Raw genomic sequence first — 19,035 nt, forward strand, 5'->3', positions numbered from 1 at the left:
CACTGTGACGTTTTCCCGTGTACTCACAGCAGACCTCCTAATAGGTGGAGTAGCTGGCTGGGGTCGATTTCCGCAGCGGCTCCGCCGCCACCGGCCAGCAGGAAGCCGAGGCCGACGTAGCCCAATTTCTTTTTCATGCTCCTGCTCATTTCCCGGTCACCAGCCCCAGCGCCTCGCGCAGCGGGCGGGCAGGCCACCGCAGCACACGACCCACCTGGACGGCAACAATTTCCTGGTCTCCCACGACGACATCGTCAAGCGTGCTTCGCTGCTGCGCCGTGACTCTGTCCCCGGTGCATTCGACGGCACTATCTCGGTTGACCGCGAAAACAACATTATTTGGGCAAACGGCACCCCGATCCAGGTCATCTACTCCAATGACCCGGCTACTGTTGACTACACCGCGTACGACATCAACGATGCGATTGTCATCGACAACACCGGCCGCTGGCGTGACCGTGAGGGGCTGTCACAGCACCTGCAGTCCAAGGGCGTTTCCAAGGTTCTGCTCACCGTGCCGGGCAAGGGCGATGTGAAGAACATCGTCTACGGAATTAACCACAGCATTATCGAGGAGTCTGACAGCATTTTGTCGGCAGCCTCCTGTACTACCAACGGCATTACCCCGGTGCTCAAGGTGATCAATGACCGCTACGGGGTAGCCCACGGCCACGTGGAAACCGCGCACTCGTTTACCAATGACCAAAACCTCATTGATAACTACCACAAGGGCGAGCGCCGCGGCCGCGCCGCTGGCCTGAACATGGTGCTTGCCGCCACCGGTGCTGCCAAGGCCGTGGCAAAGGCCCTGCCTGAGTTCGAAGGCAAGCTGACCGGTAACGCCATCCGCGTTCCCACCCCGGACGTGTCCATGGCGGTGCTTAACCTTGAGCTGGAGCAAGAAGTCGACCGCGATGAGGTCAATGACTTCCTGCGCAATGTCTCCCTGCATTCGGATCTGCGCCAGCAGATTTCCTACATTGCCTCCCCAGAGGTCGTCTCCAGCGACTTCGTGGGCAATACCAATGCCAGCATCGTTGATGGCATCGCCACCATCGCTTCCGGCAAGCACCTGGTGCTTTACGTCTGGTACGACAACGAGTTCGGTTACTCCAACCAGGTCATCCGCGTAGTGGAGGGGCTTTCTAATGCCCGCCCGGTGGTCCTGCCCAAGCGCGTATCTCCCTCTGAGCTTTAAGCTCGCATAGTTTAAGGCCCGCGGAGTCCTCGCGGGCCTTAGTTATTTAATCGGTAGGTCGAAGTGCCCGTGTGCGCAGCAACCACCTGACGGCCCTCGAAGTAATGGCGGCGAAAAACAGCGTTATTATCGCAGCATAGGCGTAGCGGCCAGGAGAATCCGCATTCATCGGCCAGGCGGGGAAGGCAATGAGCCAAAGGATAGTCTTCGCGAGGACATCGCCGCCTACCGTCACGGCGACAATGGTGCCGATGATGGTGAGAGCAAGCGAGCTCCAAATACCAAAGCGGATCACCACGATGAGCGATACCACCGAAAGCACGTACCCGACGCCGATGGCCAGCGGCAGTTGGGTGAGCACAGCTAGGGTGGCTTCACCGGCGAAGATAATCGCGACTGAAGCACACGTGCACACCGCTGTGATGATACCCAGTAACCACAGGAGAAGGGCAGTAGAACAGTGGCGAGATTCTGTATAGACAATCTGCCACGCGCCTGAGAACCCCGGCCAGACCAGTACAGGAAGGACACCGGCACCCACGGGGAGAAGCAGAAATACGAAGAATCCCTGTACATAACGTGGTGGGTAGATAAAGGCAATAAAGATCAGAGCTAAGGCGCTTGATACCAAGCACGTAATGACCGCTGGTGTCGTTATGGCCCGGTGAAAACCCCGGAGCGCATCGGCACGGCGCGAGCGGGCAGCGGCACGAGAGACAGTGGCAGGCTGCCATCCCTGAGCCGGAGTGGCGGCGGTACTGACCGTGGGCGCCGTCACGCGCCGGGGTCGGGAGAGCGGCCGTATTCGGCGAGGCGTCATGGTTGCGGTCAACGCTCCTGCTACAGCGAGGATGAGGCATAACGCCAGTGCAGGAAGGGGGCTTTCCTGCAGGAGTGGATCGCCAGGCTCGAGCGGAACCGAATTCTGGTGGATGCGCAGCGCAGGCAATAGTAACCGTAGCGGCCAGGCGGGCGGAAAGGCCCACCATAGCGGCCCCTCGACAACGCGAGGAAGCACACTAATGACCTGCCAGATAACCGCGAGGATAAGCGTGACGGCAAGGCCCAGCCTGCGGGCGCCTGCGGTCGCAAGCCCCGCGATGCCAATAGCCCCGATCAAAGAATAAGCCCCAGCGATGATGAGCAGCTGGTGGTCTGTCCGTGCTTGTATTGCAACCGCCGCCCAGGACAGACCGAAATTAAGTAGGTGAAATACTGCGAGGCTTGCCAAGACGATGAGGAACCGGGAGGCATGCTCGTAGCGAGGATGAAGCCGGCGCCATAGGGTGCCGCCGCTACGGCTGAGTGCCTCGCGGCGCTCAGGAATGCCAGCAAAAAGCGCTATGAGTGGAGCGTACATGCCGGTGATAAACATGGACTGCCAGCCAAGAACCCCGGTAGCGTCCTCAGCGGAGGAGGTGAACGCAGAAAAGAATACCGTCATTATCACTAGGGGCAGGGCGAGTAATGGTAGCCACTGCAGGGCGCTGCCGCGGCTGCGCAGTAGTTCTGCTGAGAGATACCGTCGATACTGGTTACTCATCGGTCTCACCATCTGCAGAAGTCAGGCGGAAGAATTCGGCTTCCAATTCACCGCTGGGGGCGAGTTCTTGCAGGGAGCCGGAATACCGGATGGTGCCTTGGGACAGGATAGTGATGTCATGGGCTAGGTGAAGGACCTCACCGAGTTGATGGGAGCTGACCACGACTGTGTGCCCAGCGGCGGCGAGCTGCTGGAGGAGCTGGCGCAGCTCCGCGATGCCCTGTGGATCGAGTCCATTTTGCGGTTCATCAAGCAATAAGATTTCTGGATCACCGAGTAGGGCCTGGGCTAAGGCCAAGCGGGCTTTCATTCCGGTGGAAAAAGACTTTGCCTTCTTAGAACCAGCTCCGGCTAGACCAGCAATGTGCAAGACACGGTCGATTTCAGTATCAGGCAATCCGAGAAGGCGGGTATTCACGCGGAGGTTATCCGTGGCAGAAAGGTGGCCATAGAAAGCCGGCCCGTTAACCGAGGCACCAACATGGTCGAGAACCTCGCGCGACCATGGTTTGCCAGCCACGCGCACCGTTCCCGAATCGGCGGGCAGAAGCCCGAGGAAAATGGAAAACAAGGTGGACTTGCCGGCGCCATTTCTCCCGAGCACAGCGTGTACGCGGCCAGACGAAACGTGAAAACTTATATCCCGCAGCACTGCCTGGGAACCAAAAGACTTTGTGATGTGATGGAAGGAAACCTCATAGCTCATACGAAAAGTATGAGCTGCGCTACTGCCTTAATCTTCAGCCTGCGAGACGGTCTTCGCGCCGGGGTAGTCCTACCACAGTAGGAGGCTAGGCGATGCCGGCTTTGTGCGCCAGCAGCACCAAAGCCACGCGGTCGCGTGCAGCTAGCTTGGACATCAGCGCAGAGACATGCGTTTTTACCGTGGTATCTGCGATAGACATGTGGTCGGCAATCTCGCGATTTGTAGCCCCGCGCGCGATGAGCGCGAGCACCTCCATCTCGCGCCGAGTGACTAGGCTAAGCCCTTGGCGTTCGTGTGAACTAAGCTGGCTGTGCGTTAGTGCCCGGCGGTAGCCCTCTAAAACAGGGCCTGTTACTTGGGAGGCGAGGACTGACTCACCCTTGGCAACGTCTCGTACGGCGTGTGCCAGAACCTCTGGATCCGCATCTTTTAGCAAGAATCCATGCGCACCGGCGGCAATTGACTGGGATACCAGATCTTCTTCATTGAACGTGGTGAGCATGATAATCCGGCAATCAGGGGTGCGGGAGAGAATGGCTTGAGCTGCGGCAATTCCATCCATGCCAGGCATTCGTATATCCAAAATGGCCACATCAATGCGGTGTCGAAGTGCCAAGGAGACGGCGTCGCCTCCGGAGGTTGCGGTAGCCACCACCTCAATATCTTCCTGCGCGTTCAAGATGGTCGATAAGGCAGCGACGAGCATCGCTTGATCGTCTGCAAGCATGACGCGAATCTTAGGCATGGTTGTCCTTGTGTAATGGAAGTTCCGCATCCAGTGTAAATTTCTGGGCATCACCATTGCTGGTTAAGTGTCCGCCTAACGCTTGGGCGCGTTCCTTAACTCCCACCAAACCCACGCCGCTGCCGGATACCTCACTGGGCGTAGGCGACGTAGCGGTGGAGGTGAGGGTGACTCGTGCGGCATCGGAAAGCGTAAGTTTTAGCCGCACATGCGTGCCGGGGCCTTGATGGCGCAGGGCATTGGTCAGCCCTTCAGAAATGATGCGCACGAGGGCTAGCTGAGTCAGCGCGGAAACCTCGTAGGAGGAAGGCAATTCCGCGTCAATCTTCAGGCCAGCGGTGCGAAAGCCATCGATGATGCTCTGTATATGCTCGAGCTGCTGCGCGGGTTCTAACGCCGTGGGCCCCGTACTGCGTAGCGCCGTGACGATGCCGCGCACTTCCTCCAGCGCGGAATCCGCACCATCGCGAATGCTTTTCAAAGTGGACTCTGCGGCGGTGGTATCCGTGCGCGCGGCGATAATCTCGGCATTAGCCTGAACCTTGATCAAGGTGAGGGAATGGGCCAAGACATCGTGCAATTCCCGCGCAATGAGTAAGCGCTCTTCCTCCTGCGCTTGGTGGAACCGTTCTTGAGCTAAGCGCTCGCGTTGCCTATCCAGATCAAAATAGCGTGCGGCGATGAAATAGGCGCTGCCGAGCACTGCCCAATGCACCACCAGCAAGGCGATGTAGCGGCGATCTAGCTGGAAAGATAATAAAAAGGACTCGGGGTCAATGCGCCACATAGCAGGCGATACAAAGGAACCCAGAAACGCGGCGATAAGCACCGCGCGGGGAATTGAGCGGCGTTCCACGTAGCGGGAGGTGGCGTAGACGGCCATCGGCGCGGTCAATGCCCATGGGGTGACCCCGAGGTTTGCTGGTAGCTGGCTTATCCACGCCGCGGCCCACGCACCAAGGAGGACGATAAAGCCAGCTGCGCTGAGTACCGGTTTGGTACGCCAGACCCAGATGAAGGGTAAAAATAAAAGCGATAGCGCTGCTTGGATGAGTTCGATAGCACCGGGATTCGCCCATGCACTAGTGAGATAAAACACCGCGATGAGCGCTGCCACCGCGGTGAGGATTTTATCCCCCAAGCGTGTTCTGGCGACGGTGTCAGTGCTCATAGTCGGACATAGTAGTACGCCTTCGGGGGGACTACTTCTTTTTGTCCTTCTTCTTGCTTTTCTTCTTACCCTTCTTTTTAGACGAGTCCTCTAGCTTGGCGGCTACATCCGGCACATAGCGGAACTCTTCGCGGTCTGGGCGCTCGTAGGTCTTGCCATCGGAATCGGGACGGTGCGGAATCTCTGGCAGCTCGCGCTCGATCTTCTCGTAAGGGATGGTATTGAGCAAGTGCGAAATGACGTTGATGCGCGAGCGCTTTTTGTCCTCGGACTCCACGGTGTACCACGGCGCGGTCGGGGTATCGGTGTGGATGAACATGGCATCCTTGGCGCGGGAATAGTCTTCCCAGCGGGTAATGGATTGGAGATCCATGGGGGAGAGCTTCCAGCGGCGCAGCGGATCATTGCGGCGGGATTCAAAGCGTTTAATCTGCTCTTCATCAGAGACAGAGAACCAGTACTTGCGCAGGATGATGCCGTCTTCCACAAGCATCTGCTCAAAGGTGGGAGCCTGGTGCAAGAAGCGGACGTATTCTTGGTCGGTGCAAAAGCCCATGACGCGCTCAACGCCGGCGCGGTTGTACCAAGAGCGGTCAAAGATGACGATTTCGCCCTTGGTCGGCAGCTTTTCCACGTAGCGCTGGAAATACCACTGGCCCTGTTCGCGCGAGTTCGGGGCCGGAAGAGCCTCGATCCGGCAGGTGCGGGGGTTGAGATACTGCGTGATGCGCTTGATGGCAGAACCCTTGCCGGCGGCGTCGCGGCCTTCCATGATGATGACCACGCGGGCGCCGGTTTCAACGACCCACTGCTGCATATCAACGAGCTTTGCTTGCAACCGCTCGAGCTCTTTTTCGTAGGCCTTCTTATTCAGCTTCTTAGGGGATTTGCTGCTTTTGGTGCTCATTCTTCCAGCTTAACGGCTTGGTGGCCCTATCTAGAAAACTGGTGTGCCCTCGTTGGAGTGAGAACCCAACCACAGCTTGTGCGGGGTATGTGCAGCAGGCTTAGAGGCCGGGCTCGCCGTAGCGAGTGGTATTAGAAATATGACCGAGCCCTTCGACGTCTATGGCGACGGTATCGCCGTTCTGGAGGAATTGCTGCGGGTCGCGGGCAAAACCAACGCCTTCGGGTGTACCGGTTACGATGACATCACCGGGGTTGAGGGGATAGAGCTGCGAGCAGAATTCTATGAGCTCAGCGATGGAAAAGATGAGGTCATCGGTATTGTCCTGTTGGCGCACCTCGCCATTAACCGTGGTGGTAAGGCGTGCACCGCTGCCTGGCGCCCATTCATCAGGGGTGGTCAGCCAAGGCCCAAAGCCTGCGGTGCGATAAAATGACTTGCCCGTGTGGAATTGGCTGGTCTGACGCTGAAAATCGCGCAGGGTGTAGTCGTTCATGATGGCATACCCCGCCACGTAATCCAGTGCGTCCGCGCGGCTTACGCGGTGCGCGCGCTCGCCGATGACCACCGCAAGCTCACCTTCGTAGTCCAGCTTCTGGGTAGCGTACTCGGGAATATAGGCGTCATCGAAGGGACCGGTCAGGGCATCAGCGAACTTGATAAACAGCGTGGGGTGCTCGGGAAACTCGCGGCCCATTTCCCGGATATGCTTGGCGTAATTAAGGCCTACGCAGATGATCTTCCCCGGCGTTGGGACGACTGCTTCTAAATCATGCTGATCAAAGACTATCGGCTCGCCGGATAGTTGTGCGGCCTTGCGCCAATCTTCGCTGCGCAGCAGCGCGCCTACGTCTTCGTAGTCCAGCTCCACTCCCACATTATCGCCTTCAATGCGGATTGCGGAGTTTCCGAACGCGGTGCGAAGAGTAGCCAGTTTCATGCCAGCTAGTCTAGCGCACTCCTTATTTTTGCTACCGCGTCAGCGCAGAGGATGGGGATCTCCACCTTTTCTTGCTTGGACCACGGCTTGAGCACAAACGATGCTGGATCCATCCGGCCTGGCGGCCTTCCGATGCCGATGGAAAGGCGCTGATAGTCCTTAGTGCCGAGCGACTTTGTAGTAGAGCGCAGACCGTTGTGCCCGTGATCGCCACCGCCTTGGCGTAATTTCACGGTCCCAAAGTCGAGCTCTAATTCATCGTGCACCACCACAATATCCGTGGGTGCCAGATGGAAGTACTGGGCGAGTGCCTTGATTGGCCCGCCAGACAGGTTCATAAAGGACCGCGGTTTAGCGCAGATTACCTTGCGTCCGGATAGCATTCCTTCCGCGACCTCGGTATTAGTCTTCTTATGCACCGAAAAGCTGCTCATTAATTCACCGGCGAGCTCATCGGCAACGTCGAAGCCGATATTGTGTCGCGTGCCGGAATACTTCGGGCCAGGATTGCCAAGGCCTACTACGAGTAGTGGAGTCACTGCATTATTGTCGCATAAATTGAAATTCTATTGGAAATACAAGTCTATGCTCCATAGAATATGCCGCCGAGTATCATTGCTGCTCGGCTCCTAAAAATACCTCTTACAGCGGTGGACTTGGGGAAGTATCGTAGTGATTAAGGAGGTGCGCCCCATGACCGAAAAACCACCTGAAGTTGATCGCGAAACCGAAAAGATTCCTAGTAGCAAAGTTGCTGCTGCGCGGCTCATTATCAAGCGCGCTAAGGAAGGCAAGGGCAAGATCGAAATCACGCCTAGAATTCGTGAACTTGCCGGACAAGATTTATAAAACCATCTATAAAACTGCGATATCGCCGTGAGCATTGCTGCTCACGGCGATATGCGTTTGGGGGAGTGGGAAATTACTCCTCGGAGTCGTCGGACTCGGAGGACTCGCCTTCGCCCTCTTCGTCGACGGAGTCGGCACCAGCGTCGGCGCCGCCTTCCTCAGCAGCCTCAGCGGCCTCTTCGAGCTCCTCGTCAACCTCAGGCAGGGAGATGGAGAGGATAACGGTCTCTGGGTCTGCCACCAGGGTGGTGCCTTCCGGCATGGTGATGTCGGCGGCGGTGATGACCTCGCCGTCCTCGAGGCCCTCGATGGACAGCGCGATCTCTTCCGGAATGCTTAGTACGTCAGCCTCAACCATGAGGACGTCTGCATCCTGAATGTGCATGGTGCCCGGTGCGGACTCGCCGGTCAGGGTAATCGGAACCTCAACCTCGACCTTCTCGCCGCGCTTAATCAGCAGCAAGTCAACGTGGTCGATGTCCATGGTGAGCACGTTCTGGTCAACGTTCTTGACCATGGTCAGGTACTGCTCGCCCTCAAGCTCAAGCTCCAGAACGGCGTTGACACCGTTGTTGCGAACGAGGGACTGGATGTCCAGCAGTGGCACTGCGAAGTGTACGGGCTCCTGGTCGCTACCGTAGATTACGCCGGGAACCTTCCAGTCGCGGCGCAGGCGGCGGGCGTAGCCCTTGCCAAAGACGGTACGTGGTTCTGCTTTAATAATTGGGCGCTCTGCCATGATGCAATCTCCTTTGTCGGTGTAGTGCGGCGAGGCTATCGAAGGTATAAAAACGACGAAAGCCTGCCGATGAACGTCTTGGACGAGTCATCGCAGGCGTCAATAAAAGCAACATGCTCTAACTTCAATCGCGTCGATAACGGCTTCCCAATTTTTGAGTCGCCCTCGCCGAGACTGAGTTAGATTAGCATCTTTCGGCCGATGAAACCAAAACTCACCCCGTTAATCTTCCTTCGCGCCCTCTCCTCTGATTACGCCCTTCGCGCTCACCGGTAGCGCGTATGTCTGTAGCTCGGGTTACGCGGTGAGCGCGAAGGGAGGAGTGGGGCGAACGGCAGGCGGTAGTGCGGTAGTGCTTGCGTGTACCTGCGACGCCCTTGGCGCTCACGGGGATGGAAAACACCGGCACCCCGCCGTTCACGGTGAGCGCGAAGGGCGGGGTGTGTGGCGTAGTGCGACCGGCGAAACGCTTATGCGCGATCGAAAAGGGTAGTCACGGAACCGTTTTCGAAGATCTCGTGGATGGTCCGAGCCAGCAGTGGGGCGATGGACAGGACCTTGAGGTTGGACCAGCCTTCGGTGGACTGCGGAAGGGTATCGGTGGTGATGACTTCCTCGGCACCGCACTCGGACAGGCGCTCGCGGGCAGGGTCAGAGAAGACGCCGTGGGTACAGGCGATGATGACCTTCTTTGCGCCCGCTTCCTTGAGGACGCGCACGGCGCCGGCGATGGTGCCACCGGTGTCAATCATGTCATCGAGAAGCACGCAATCCTTGCCCTCAACTTCACCCACCACGCGGTTGGAGACCGTCTTATTGGCCTCGGTATTGGAACGGGTCTTGTGGACGAAGGCCAGCGGGGCATCGCCCAGGTCGTGGGCCCACTTTTCGGCGACCTTCACGCGGCCGGCATCGGGGGAGACTACGGCGATGTTATCGGTGGCGTACTTGGACTTGATGTAGTCGGTCAAGATGGGCTGGGCGTGCATGTGGTCCACCGGGCCGTCGAAGAAGCCTTGAATCTGGTCCGTGTGCAGGTCTACCGAGACGATGCGGTCCGCGCCGGCTGCCTGCAGGAGATCTGCGACCAGGCGAGCGGAAATGGGCTCGCGGCCCAAGTGCTTTTTATCCTGACGCGCATATGGGTAGAACGGCAAAATCGCAGTGATGCGCTTAGCGGAACCACGCTTCAGTGCATCGATCATGATGAGCTGTTCCATCAGCCACTTATTGAGCGGTTGGGAATGCGATTGCATAACGAAGCAGTCAGCGCCGCGCACGGACTCTTCGAAGCGGATAAAGATTTCGCCATTGGCGAAGTCCCGGGCGGTGGTAGGAACCAGATCAGTCTTGAGTTCCTTTGCCACTGCCTCTGCCAATTCTGGGTGTGCGCGCCCAGAAAAGAGCTTCATGTTCTTGCTACTACCAGTTACTTTGCCAGTCATAGGAGAATATGCCCCTTTACTTTTCGTTGTCCTGTGCACGGGCTGCGGCTTCTGCCGCTGGGGTGCCCGGACGCTTCTTTTCAACCCAGCCTTCGATATTGCGCTGTTTGCCACCGGAGACTACGAGTGCTCCCGCGGGAACATCGTCTTTAATTACTGTACCCGCACCGGAGTACGCGCCATCACCGACATTGACTGGAGCGATAAACATCGTATCTGAGCCGGTGCGCACGTGGCTGCCAATGGTGGTGTGGTGCTTGTTCACGCCGTCGTAATTGACGAAAACGGAGGACGCACCAATATTTGATTCCTCGCCCACGGTGGCATCACCAATATAGGTAAGGTGCGGCACCTTGGTACCGCGGCCGAGCTCGGCATTCTTCGCCTCGACGAAGCCGCCGAGCTTGCCGTCTTCGCCCACGATGGTATTCGGGCGAATAAAGGTAAAAGGCCCGATCTTGGCGTTAACGCCGATGACGGAATCACTGCCGTGCGTGCGGACCACGGACGCGCCGGTACCGATCTGCATATTCGTCAACGTGGAATCCGGGCCGACCTCGGCATTATCCGCGATGCTCGTTGCACCCCACAGCTGGGTGCCGGGGTGGATGGTGACATCGGTGCCGATGGTGACATTGACACCAATCCAGGTGGTTTCCGGATCGACGATGGTGGCGCCGCCGCGCATGGCTTTTTCCACCATACGGCGATTGAGCTCGCGGCCAGCGGCGGCCAGCTGCACGCGGTCATTGACCCCGGCGAGTTCCTGCGGATCCCCGGCCACGTGCGCACCCACGCCATGTCCGGCGGTGCGGGCGATTTCGAGGACATCGGTAATGTAGAGCTCGCCCTGCGCATTATTGGTATCAAGCTTGGTCAGGGCATCGCGCAATGCTGCCGCATCGAAAGCGAAAACACCGGAGTTGACCTCATTAACCAGGCGCTGTTCTTCGGTGGCATCCTTGTGCTCCACGATGGCGGACACCGATCCGTCCGTGTCGCGAATGATGCGGCCATAACCGGTGGGATCTGCAAGGCGCATGGATAACACCGTGACCGCATTGCCTTGAGCGGTGTGGGTATCGCGCAACCCCTCGATGGTTTCTGGGGTCAAAAGCGGCACGTCACCGTTGGTGACGATGATGGTGCCTTCGAAATCAGAAATTGGGCAAATCCCGCAGGACACGGCATGGCCGGTACCGCGCTGTTCTTCCTGCACGGCCTGCACGACCTCACGGTCCAGCTCATTCGCAATTTTTTCTACGACGGGCGAGACCTGCTCGCGCTGGTGGCCCACGACGGTTACGAGGTGATCCGGGTTAATACCCGCCGCGGCGTGCAGCGCGTGTCCAAGCAGCGTGCGACCGCCAATTTCGTGCAAAGTCTTTTGCTTTGTGGATTTCATGCGCGTGCCGGCGCCCGCCGCAAGGACGACGACGGCACTTGGGGTAGTTGCTTCCACGGTCAACAAAACTCCTGGGGGTTGAGTTTGATTAGTTCTTCGGGCTTTATCTTATAGTCCATATTTAAACTATGTGCGAGAAACCTCCTTAAGGCTGCCCGCGCGCCACACTCCAATAAAGCCGACGAGCACCAAGAAAATCAACGCTGCCTCTGGCCCCGCGAGAGCGATGACGGAAGAAATACCACCCACGATGAGCAAAATAATGCCCATCATGGTGTTAGCCGCACCCACGTACTGCGTCCTTTTATCCCCACCGGCCATATCTACTACGTAGGTCTTTCGCGCCACGCGAACAGACGTATGCGCGAGATTGACGGCAAAGAAGCCGAGCGGCATGACCCAAGCATTCACCGCGTCTGAGGCCCAGTGGGAACTAGCCACGATGAGCAGGATGATAACGGAGGAGGCGGCAGCACCAGCCGCCATGGTGTTTTTGGAGGATTTATCCGAAAATATGCCAGAAACTCGCCCACCGATAAGTGAGGCCAAACCAGAGGCAATCACGAAGCCGAAGACACCAGATAGGTCATCGTGCAGCAGCACGATAAATGCGGTAGAAAGCGCCGAGACCAGCAGCAGTGCGCGAACGATGACGAAGTTGCGGAACTGGGCATCGTCAGTGAAAAGCTTCCACGTATCTGACCACCAGCTCTTATCGATGCCCTCTTGTTCCCCCTCCGGCACTGGTTCTTCCACGTGCGAAAATACCCGCGTGGCAATGGCCCAGGTAGAAGCGCCGACCAATAAAACGATGCCCATAGTAGAGATCGTGAGATCTCCCAAGAGGAATAAGATGACACCGGCAAGTAGGGTGGCCCCGCCGCCCAAGGCCGTTGCGGATCCAGTCACCCGGCCGCGCTGTCCCTTGGAAATCGTGCGCGCTTGGACGTCTTTGCCAGCGATGGAACACAACGCGCGGAATAGGGAAAGCGCCGCCAATGCAAGAAGTACAATCACGCCCAACCATGCGCCGCGTATAAAGAAAGCTGCAAGGGCAATCACGGCGGCGGAGATAGCTTGGCCGGTCGAGCCGATCATCCACAAGCGCTTGCGTGCGCGGTGCGTGGTCACCCAGGGGGTAAGAGCGGCCTGCGGCAGCATGGAGCCAGATTCCCGGATAGGGGTAAGCAGGCCGGTGAAGAAGGCGGGGACGCCTGCCGCATTAAAGAGCGCCGGCAGCACCGTTTTGGAGGCGACGATCTGGTCGCCTAAATTTTGCAGGCCATTGGACCAGATGAAGTACCTGGCATTTGAGTTAGACATGAAAGAACTTTCGAGATAACCGAGACAAAGCGGGATAACGCTGTAATCCGGTCAGAAGAGACCGTCTATCAACTTTACTCACTTCCTACCCCTAGAAAGGGCGAAACCGCTGTGATCGGCTATGTTCAGTAGTTGTTATGCACGACGTGGATCCCCTCATCAACACGATGTACCAGGCCTTCGATCTGATCGGAGTGGCCTTGAACGGCATCATCGGTGGCACGATTGCCCGCCGCCGCGAATTCGACATCGTCGGGTTTATTTTCCTCGCCTTATTTTCCGGCCTGGCTGGCGGCATGATCCGCGACATGCTTATCGATGACGGCCCCGCCGCCGCCATTTCAGATCCCTGGTACTTGGGCCTTGCCTGCGCCGGGGCGCTGACCGCCTTTCTCATGGAGCTGAAGGGAAAGGCGTGGGAGATTTTTCGCGAGCACGGCGATGCCATCATTTTGGGTATGTGGTCTACCACCGGTTGCGTGAAGGCACTGGCTGCGGGCATGCCTATGATCCCGTGCGTGTTTTTAGGTGTCTTAACTGCCGTCGGCGGGGGAATGGTCCGCGATGTCGCCTCCGGTCAGATCCCTTCCATTTTCGGCGGCAGCCCCCTCTATGCAGTGCCGTCTATCGTGACCGGCATCGTCATGGTGACCTTTGCATCCTATGACCAATTCGCCTTGGGCATGGTGGTTTCCCCAATCGTCGGCAGCGGCATGGCCATTATTTCTTACTGGAGGGGATGGGTCTTGCCCCGCGCCGGGGTTGCGCCAGTGAACTACACCGCGGCACAGGTGGCCGCGATTGCCAAGAAGGCGGAGCTAAAAGGCTTTCGCCGCGGCCGGCGCAAGCGCTAGCGGCTTAGATGGGGCATCGGCCTACAGCGTCGCCAGCTTTAAGGCAGGTTGGTGACGATGGCGATGATGATAAGGATAATAAGGACAAGAACGCTCCACCTAAGGAATGGATCCTTGGTTAAGGGCAACGGCTCCTGGGAGTCGTCATCAGGTTCCGGGGAAGACGTGGAGTGTGGAGCGTTCATGGCAGGAATCCTTCCGAGTGCAATGGTGCCTCAATGCTAGTGAGGGTGACTACAGATTATCCACTGCGTACTGTGCTTCTTCAGCGGTGAACTTTTCGCCGTATTCGCTCACGAGTTGGTCATAGATGGCGTTGGGTGACATGCTCATCGTTTCTTCGTAGGTGCGGGCCGTTTGAAGAGCATTATCGTGATAGTCCGCTTCCAAATTATCAATGGCGTACTGGGCGGCTTCCGGGCTGAATTGTTCGCCGTACTCGCTGCTGAGCTGGTCGTACAATCCCTGCTTGGACATGTGCATGGTATCTGAGTACAGCTTGGCACTCTTTAACGCATTTTTGAATTCGCGCGGGACGTTCTGGTCATCCTGCGTGGCGTGGGAATCTTCGCCTGCATCAGCTTCCTGGGCTTCTTCCTCCGGGGTGGCCTCCACCGCGTCTTGCTGGGTGGTTTGGTCCGTGGAGTCTGTGCTGCTGCTGTTTTCATCATCGCTGCCGCCTAAACCGGCAATGATGGCGATAACGATGAGGACACCGATGATGATCGCGCCCCATTTGAGGCACCCGCCCTTTTTCTTCTGCGGCGCGTCAGCTGGTGGTTGACCAGCCTGTGGTTGGCCCGCGGGTTGAGAATTATTGGAATACGGAGAGGGAGAAGGGGAGGGGGTACTCATGGTGAGCGTTCCTTTCAATGTGGGTGAGGGATATGGAAGAAAGTTTTCCGACATTGGCCACATTGTCGTGACTGTGGTCGAGAGAGATTAGCGAAGTGGATCTTTAGCAACATGGACAGTGGAATCTTGCACATCACCCAGATCAACGACGATGGTGCAGGAATAGAACTCCCGGACTGGGGTGCCAAAGCCATTGGGGAAATCAACTTGGCCAAAGGCGTGGTACGTCCGTGGCGAATCGGTTATAGAATCTGGCGACTGAATATCAATCTCTTCTGGAAAACTGACTCCGCCGGGATACTTGGCCCGGTTGGTTACTTGCTCGCGACATTTATCCAAAGCAGCCTCAGTATCTTGGGCTTCGCTTACCTTTAGTACAGCAAAAATAAAGATCACGAACACCACGAAGGTGACCCCGACGAGTAATAGCCAGAACCGCCACCGCCTAAAAAGCGGCTTTTTCGGCTTTGTTGTGGGGACTGGGGCCGGTTGTGCGGGATAGGGGGTCTGATATGGAGAGTTGTCCAACGTTAGGGTCTTTCGGAAGGGGAGTAACGAGTGATTGTTGCCGGTACGCACCCCGGCATCGGGCTAGGGTGTGAAGCAGCAACGGCTTTTATTAAATCAACCGGTCTGGACATAAGTATGGTGGCGAGTAAGAGAAATCGCCTATGTGTACGAATGGTGCGTATTGCCTCAACGTATCTGTTAACTCGTGGGATTCTCGATTAATGCAGCCGCAGCCATTTGGCCTCTGCTCCCTAATTCGCTTTGTCTTAAGATGGGATTAGGAAAACTCGGTTATCAATGACTAAGCAGTTGAAAAGGGAAAGGATTTCTATGAGGGCGGACGTAGTAATTATTGGTGGCGGTTTTGCGGGCACTTCTGCGGCTATTACTTTGGCTCGCGCGAACCGGTCTGTAGTCTTAGTGGACTCACATCAGCCACGGAATAGGTTTAGCGAGCATTCCCACGGAGTTTTAGGTTTTGAGTCAGCTTCGCCTATTCAAATGCTGGAAAGTGGCCACCGTGAATTTCAATCGTTCGGAGGAGAGATTATCTCTGAAAAGGCAAAGTTGCTCTCTCCTTTTGAGGATGACTCAGCTGGGTGGAAAGCCGAATTGGAAAGCGGTGAGGTAATCTACTCGCGTCATGTAATCGTTGCTACAGGTATCACTGACGAATTGCCAGATGTTCCCGGACTAGAGCGGCTGTGGGGCTCACGAGTTTTTCACTGCCCTTACTGTCATGGCTATGAGGTCAAAAATAAGAAACTAGCCGTCATTGTTGGAAAGAACCCTCCCTTTACTTTCCGCATAGCAAAGTTGCTTACTAAGTGGACGGATCGAGTGACTTTCTATCCAAATGGATTGGAGCTTCCGCAAGAGGAACAGCGGCGTATGAAATCGCTAGGAATCACGATCGAACTTAATTTAGTGCAAGGGATTACAGAATCTGAACGATTTGATGGTGGCGTAGTTCTTGACGTAGGGCAGGAAAAGAGAGAATATGAAGCTTGTTTTACTGGGCCTGAATTTGTTCCCAATGATTCGATTCTCAGGAAAGCTGGATGCGCTGTAGAAAACGGTTGGGTTAAAGCGGACTCTGGGATGACTTCATGCGAGGGCATTTGGGCCGCCGGAAATGTCATCAGCTCTCCAGACCAGATGCCTCAAGCCATGGGAGCTGGAGCCGCCGTTGCCATCAAGGTGGATCAGAAGATGTTTGATGAGGATGTCTCCTGCTAGGAGGCTTATGTCTTTGTAGGGTATAAAAAGCTTAGGATAGAGGTGTTTTCTCAATGAAGGACCAACACGATGTGCCGCGAGGCGTGTTGAAAATCAAGCCTGCCCTTTTCAAGGGGCTATCGTGTACGGTCCCTTTTCGCTAGCATGTGATGATGCGCTTTTCCTTCCTGACTGTCCCCACCGTGACAGCATGTTTATTGTTAGCAGCCTGCTCGAATCCCGATAGTGGTGACACGAATCAGGCTCCGAGTGGTTCTGAATCTGCGTCGTCCTCCAGTGCTGCCGCGCAGTCAAAGGCGGCGAGCGCTCAGCGCACGGAAATTCCGACCGCAGAAGGTGATGCGTCGCAGCTTCTGGCTGGGATGACGATGAGCAATCTCGTCGATAAACAATCGCAAGAAGTAGCCCGCACCGCGCTTGCCGATGCCGGAGTGCCACAAGAAAGCATCGACGGCTTTTTTGAATTGGTAGACGAATACAACACTGCCGTACCGACGGAGAGCATGGTGGCCGAAGGCTTCGTGGATTACGGGACGCAAGACCCAGAATACGACGTGGAGGCCATTTTAAAGGCGTGGAATGATCATCACGCGGATTATGTGGGTACCAATTGCCGCATCAATACCTTCACCTTGGCGGATTCGCTCTTTTCCGTTGATGACCAGGACAACCCCAATGACTCCTTGCTGTTCTTAGATCAACAGTCCCTAGATAATGCGCCGGACCAAATCTTTGATGAAGCCGAGCGCGCCAAGTTTGAGGCATTCTATGGGAATGTGGAAACCACCATGGAACAAGATCCAGGACAGCACATCGCCGATATCAAGGCTTATTTTAAGGACCGTGGCATCGAGTTCGCGGATACGGACGCCCGAGTGGTCTCGGTATTCTCGCACGATACTTTGACGGAACCGGCCACACTTTTCATCGGGCATACCGGCGTTGCCGTGCCATATGAGGATGGCTACCTATTCTTGGAGAAGCTTGCCTTCGATATGCCATATCAAGCGGTGACGGTGAAGGATATGCAGCAGCTTGATGATTACCTGATGCATAAATACGATGACGGTCCTGATCTGGAGTACGGCCAACCCGTCATCTTTGACAATGATGACGTCATAGAAGGTATGCGCTACGCCAAGAAATAAAAGGGCAGGGCTGGAAATAGGCCATCAACCAAATGGCCGTGGTCTGCTCCGACGGTTTTGACAAATATCTATAATCGCGACCTCTCACAAAGCCACTTGTCACGCTCACGGCCCATTTGGTGGAGATTGCCGGTCCTGAAGGGGCGGCTAAGTGTTTTAAGGCAAGCATAACCACGATCACGCTGTGCGCTACTGTGATATATGCCTCACATTTCAGGATTGCGATAGTTGATTGATATGTCCCTATAGGTATACTCACTAATCGTGTCGAGCTGGAGTTCTCAGAGGCTAGACACCGCCTCCCCAGCAAACGTTGGGAAAACTCACAAGACTCACAAGAAGGGTTGAAGACATGAAAATGAAGAATTACCGCCGCGTTTCCATCGCAGCTGCAACTGCCGCTCTGGGCCTGACTCTCGTAGCCTGCAGCGATAACGGCAGCTCCGCCCCAGCGACCGTCACCGAGACCGTTGCATCGACTGATCAGGGCAACCAGAGCAACCAGAATGGTGGCAAAGAAACCGTCACCGTCACCTCTGGTGCTGACGCTAACGCGAACGGCGGCAACGCTGGTCAGGGTGGCCAGGCTGGTGGCAACACAGCTACCAACGACCTGCCAACCGAAATCACCGGTTACTCCGGTGAGGCAGAGCGTGACCTGACCGAAGAGCACCTGACTAAGGATGAAGTGACCCAGGTTCTGCAGCGTGCCCACAATGGCGAAGGCAAGGTCAAGTGGGACAACGACGGTTACTGGGAGGTCGAAGTTGGTGGCGTTGACGTCGACATCGACAAGAACGGCCTAGTCCTTGACGTCGACCGCTAAATAGGTCATCCCGCTTCTGTATAGGCTTTGTGACTATACAGAGCACTCAATAATTGGTTCTTTTTTGGGAACCCAGCGGAACCGTCCGATGTGCACGTAGCGCACCGGACGGTTTTCTTATTGGCGGACCAACTGGTAGCAAGCGAGATGATCTCGTTTACCGTCGAGCGTTGCCAAAGCAAGGCGGATTCTAGTGGTCGTGGGAACACGATTTTAGATTTCGGTGGCATAGTTTAGCAGTTCGGCCATTTTTTCGGCTGGTTTGGCGAAGCCTAGGGTTGCGCGTGGTCTGTCGTTGAGTTGCATGGCAACGAACTCGAGGTCTTCTTTGGTGTGGACGGATAGGTCAGTGCCTTTGGGGAAATACTGGCGCAGAAGTCCGTTGGTGTTTTCGTTACTTCCTCGCTGCCAGGGTGATCCTGGATCACAGAAGTACACCGGATATTCGGTGGCAATGGTAAATGATTTATGGCCGGCCATTTCACTTCCTTGATCCCACGTCAGCGAACCACGCAGGTGTGCTGGTAGCTGTTGGATAGTCTCGACGAGCGCGTTGGGCCCGACCCCCGGAAAGTGGACACATCGGGGGTTAGCTATGCTGCTTTGGTCAGTGTAGCTGAAGTCTCGGCTTC

21 protein-coding genes are annotated in these 19,035 nt (G+C 56.4%); 6 read left to right on the forward strand and 15 right to left on the reverse strand.

What is annotated here, in order from left to right:
• Positions 1–4: 4 nt before the first annotated feature.
• On the forward strand, positions 5–1,198 hold the full coding sequence (locus ABRP95_RS09465; RefSeq protein ID WP_349839282.1) for a glyceraldehyde-3-phosphate dehydrogenase: 1,194 nt from the start codon (positions 5–7) through the stop codon (positions 1,196–1,198).
• A 46-nt stretch (positions 1,199–1,244) separates the two neighbouring features.
• On the opposite strand, the gene ABRP95_RS09470 is transcribed toward ABRP95_RS09465, so the two are convergent.
• The 7 genes from ABRP95_RS09470 to pth form a co-directional block, all read right to left on the reverse strand.
• On the reverse strand, positions 1,245–2,741 hold the full coding sequence (locus tag ABRP95_RS09470; RefSeq protein WP_349839283.1) for an ABC-2 family transporter permease: 1,497 nt from the start codon (positions 2,739–2,741) through the stop codon (positions 1,245–1,247).
• Positions 2,734–3,447 (reverse strand): ATP-binding cassette domain-containing protein, encoded by a 714-nt coding sequence (locus ABRP95_RS09475; RefSeq protein WP_349839284.1) that lies wholly within the window; start codon positions 3,445–3,447, stop codon positions 2,734–2,736. Before ABRP95_RS09475 ends, ABRP95_RS09470 begins: the two co-directional genes overlap by 8 nt.
• Positions 3,448–3,532: 85 nt before the next feature.
• Positions 3,533–4,192: a response regulator transcription factor gene (locus ABRP95_RS09480; RefSeq protein WP_349839285.1), complete on the reverse strand. Its 660-nt coding sequence runs from the start codon at positions 4,190–4,192 to the stop codon at positions 3,533–3,535.
• On the reverse strand, positions 4,185–5,363 hold the full coding sequence (locus ABRP95_RS09485) for a sensor histidine kinase (protein ID WP_349839286.1): 1,179 nt from the start codon (positions 5,361–5,363) through the stop codon (positions 4,185–4,187). The genes ABRP95_RS09480 and ABRP95_RS09485 overlap by 8 nt, the downstream gene beginning before the upstream one ends.
• A 31-nt stretch (positions 5,364–5,394) precedes the next feature.
• The gene (gene ppk2, locus ABRP95_RS09490; RefSeq protein WP_349839287.1) at positions 5,395–6,270 is read right to left on the reverse strand and encodes a polyphosphate kinase 2; all 876 of its coding nucleotides are present in this window, start codon (positions 6,268–6,270) and stop codon (positions 5,395–5,397) included.
• 100 nt (positions 6,271–6,370) lie between these two features.
• The gene (locus ABRP95_RS09495) at positions 6,371–7,210 is read right to left on the reverse strand and encodes a fumarylacetoacetate hydrolase family protein (protein WP_349839288.1); all 840 of its coding nucleotides are present in this window, start codon (positions 7,208–7,210) and stop codon (positions 6,371–6,373) included.
• Positions 7,211–7,215: 5 nt separating this feature from the next.
• A complete protein-coding gene (gene pth, locus ABRP95_RS09500) occupies positions 7,216–7,749 on the reverse strand; it encodes an aminoacyl-tRNA hydrolase (RefSeq protein ID WP_349839289.1) in 534 nt (177 codons plus the stop codon).
• Between the two features lie 154 nt (positions 7,750–7,903).
• Here pth and ABRP95_RS09505 point away from each other — a divergent pair, with 154 nt between their 5' ends.
• Positions 7,904–8,059, forward strand: coding sequence for a hypothetical protein (locus ABRP95_RS09505; RefSeq protein WP_023030897.1), 156 nt, complete (start codon positions 7,904–7,906; stop codon positions 8,057–8,059).
• Positions 8,060–8,132: 73 nt separating this feature from the next.
• Here the strand turns inward: ABRP95_RS09505 and ABRP95_RS09510 are convergent, their stop codons facing one another.
• From ABRP95_RS09510 to ABRP95_RS09525, 4 genes are all read right to left on the reverse strand, one after another.
• Positions 8,133–8,798 carry a 50S ribosomal protein L25/general stress protein Ctc gene (locus ABRP95_RS09510; protein WP_349839290.1) on the reverse strand — a complete coding sequence of 222 codons (666 nt, stop codon included), beginning with the start codon at positions 8,796–8,798 and terminating at the stop codon, positions 8,133–8,135.
• Positions 8,799–9,268: 470 nt separating this feature from the next.
• Positions 9,269–10,243 (reverse strand): ribose-phosphate diphosphokinase, encoded by a 975-nt coding sequence (locus ABRP95_RS09515; protein ID WP_284771310.1) that lies wholly within the window; start codon positions 10,241–10,243, stop codon positions 9,269–9,271.
• A 16-nt stretch (positions 10,244–10,259) separates the two neighbouring features.
• Positions 10,260–11,705 (reverse strand): bifunctional UDP-N-acetylglucosamine diphosphorylase/glucosamine-1-phosphate N-acetyltransferase GlmU, encoded by a 1,446-nt coding sequence (gene glmU / locus ABRP95_RS09520; protein ID WP_349839291.1) that lies wholly within the window; start codon positions 11,703–11,705, stop codon positions 10,260–10,262.
• A 69-nt stretch (positions 11,706–11,774) separates the two neighbouring features.
• A complete protein-coding gene (locus ABRP95_RS09525; RefSeq protein ID WP_284796761.1) occupies positions 11,775–12,971 on the reverse strand; it encodes an MFS transporter in 1,197 nt (398 codons plus the stop codon).
• 137 nt (positions 12,972–13,108) lie between these two features.
• On the opposite strand from ABRP95_RS09525, the gene ABRP95_RS09530 reads away from it, so the two are divergent.
• Positions 13,109–13,825: a trimeric intracellular cation channel family protein gene (locus ABRP95_RS09530; RefSeq protein ID WP_284771312.1), complete on the forward strand. Its 717-nt coding sequence runs from the start codon at positions 13,109–13,111 to the stop codon at positions 13,823–13,825.
• Between the two features lie 38 nt (positions 13,826–13,863).
• On the opposite strand, the gene ABRP95_RS09535 is transcribed toward ABRP95_RS09530, so the two are convergent.
• The 3 genes from ABRP95_RS09535 to ABRP95_RS09545 form a co-directional block, all read right to left on the reverse strand.
• Positions 13,864–14,010, reverse strand: coding sequence for a hypothetical protein (locus ABRP95_RS09535; protein ID WP_284771313.1), 147 nt, complete (start codon positions 14,008–14,010; stop codon positions 13,864–13,866).
• A 49-nt stretch (positions 14,011–14,059) separates the two neighbouring features.
• A complete protein-coding gene (locus ABRP95_RS09540) occupies positions 14,060–14,680 on the reverse strand; it encodes an Ltp family lipoprotein (protein WP_284771314.1) in 621 nt (206 codons plus the stop codon).
• A gap of 87 nt (positions 14,681–14,767) precedes the next feature.
• Positions 14,768–15,085, reverse strand: a complete 318-nt coding sequence (locus ABRP95_RS09545; protein ID WP_284771315.1) for a hypothetical protein — start codon at positions 15,083–15,085, stop codon at positions 14,768–14,770.
• A gap of 402 nt (positions 15,086–15,487) precedes the next feature.
• On the opposite strand from ABRP95_RS09545, the gene ABRP95_RS09550 reads away from it, so the two are divergent.
• From ABRP95_RS09550 to ABRP95_RS09560, 3 genes are all read left to right on the forward strand, one after another.
• On the forward strand, positions 15,488–16,429 hold the full coding sequence (locus ABRP95_RS09550) for an NAD(P)/FAD-dependent oxidoreductase (RefSeq protein WP_284851828.1): 942 nt from the start codon (positions 15,488–15,490) through the stop codon (positions 16,427–16,429).
• A gap of 368 nt (positions 16,430–16,797) precedes the next feature.
• Positions 16,798–17,577 (forward strand): DUF4300 family protein, encoded by a 780-nt coding sequence (locus tag ABRP95_RS09555; protein WP_284785856.1) that lies wholly within the window; start codon positions 16,798–16,800, stop codon positions 17,575–17,577.
• A gap of 352 nt (positions 17,578–17,929) precedes the next feature.
• Positions 17,930–18,403, forward strand: a complete 474-nt coding sequence (locus ABRP95_RS09560; RefSeq protein ID WP_284783709.1) for a hypothetical protein — start codon at positions 17,930–17,932, stop codon at positions 18,401–18,403.
• Positions 18,404–18,616: 213 nt separating this feature from the next.
• On the opposite strand, the gene ABRP95_RS09565 is transcribed toward ABRP95_RS09560, so the two are convergent.
• The coding region (locus tag ABRP95_RS09565; RefSeq protein ID WP_349839292.1) for an IS30 family transposase at positions 18,617–19,035 on the reverse strand (419 nt) is incomplete at its 5' end.

The organism is Corynebacterium sp. KPL2895, assembly GCF_040225815.1.
In the GTDB taxonomy this organism is placed as follows: Bacteria; Actinomycetota; Actinomycetes; order Mycobacteriales; family Mycobacteriaceae; genus Corynebacterium; species Corynebacterium rhinophilum.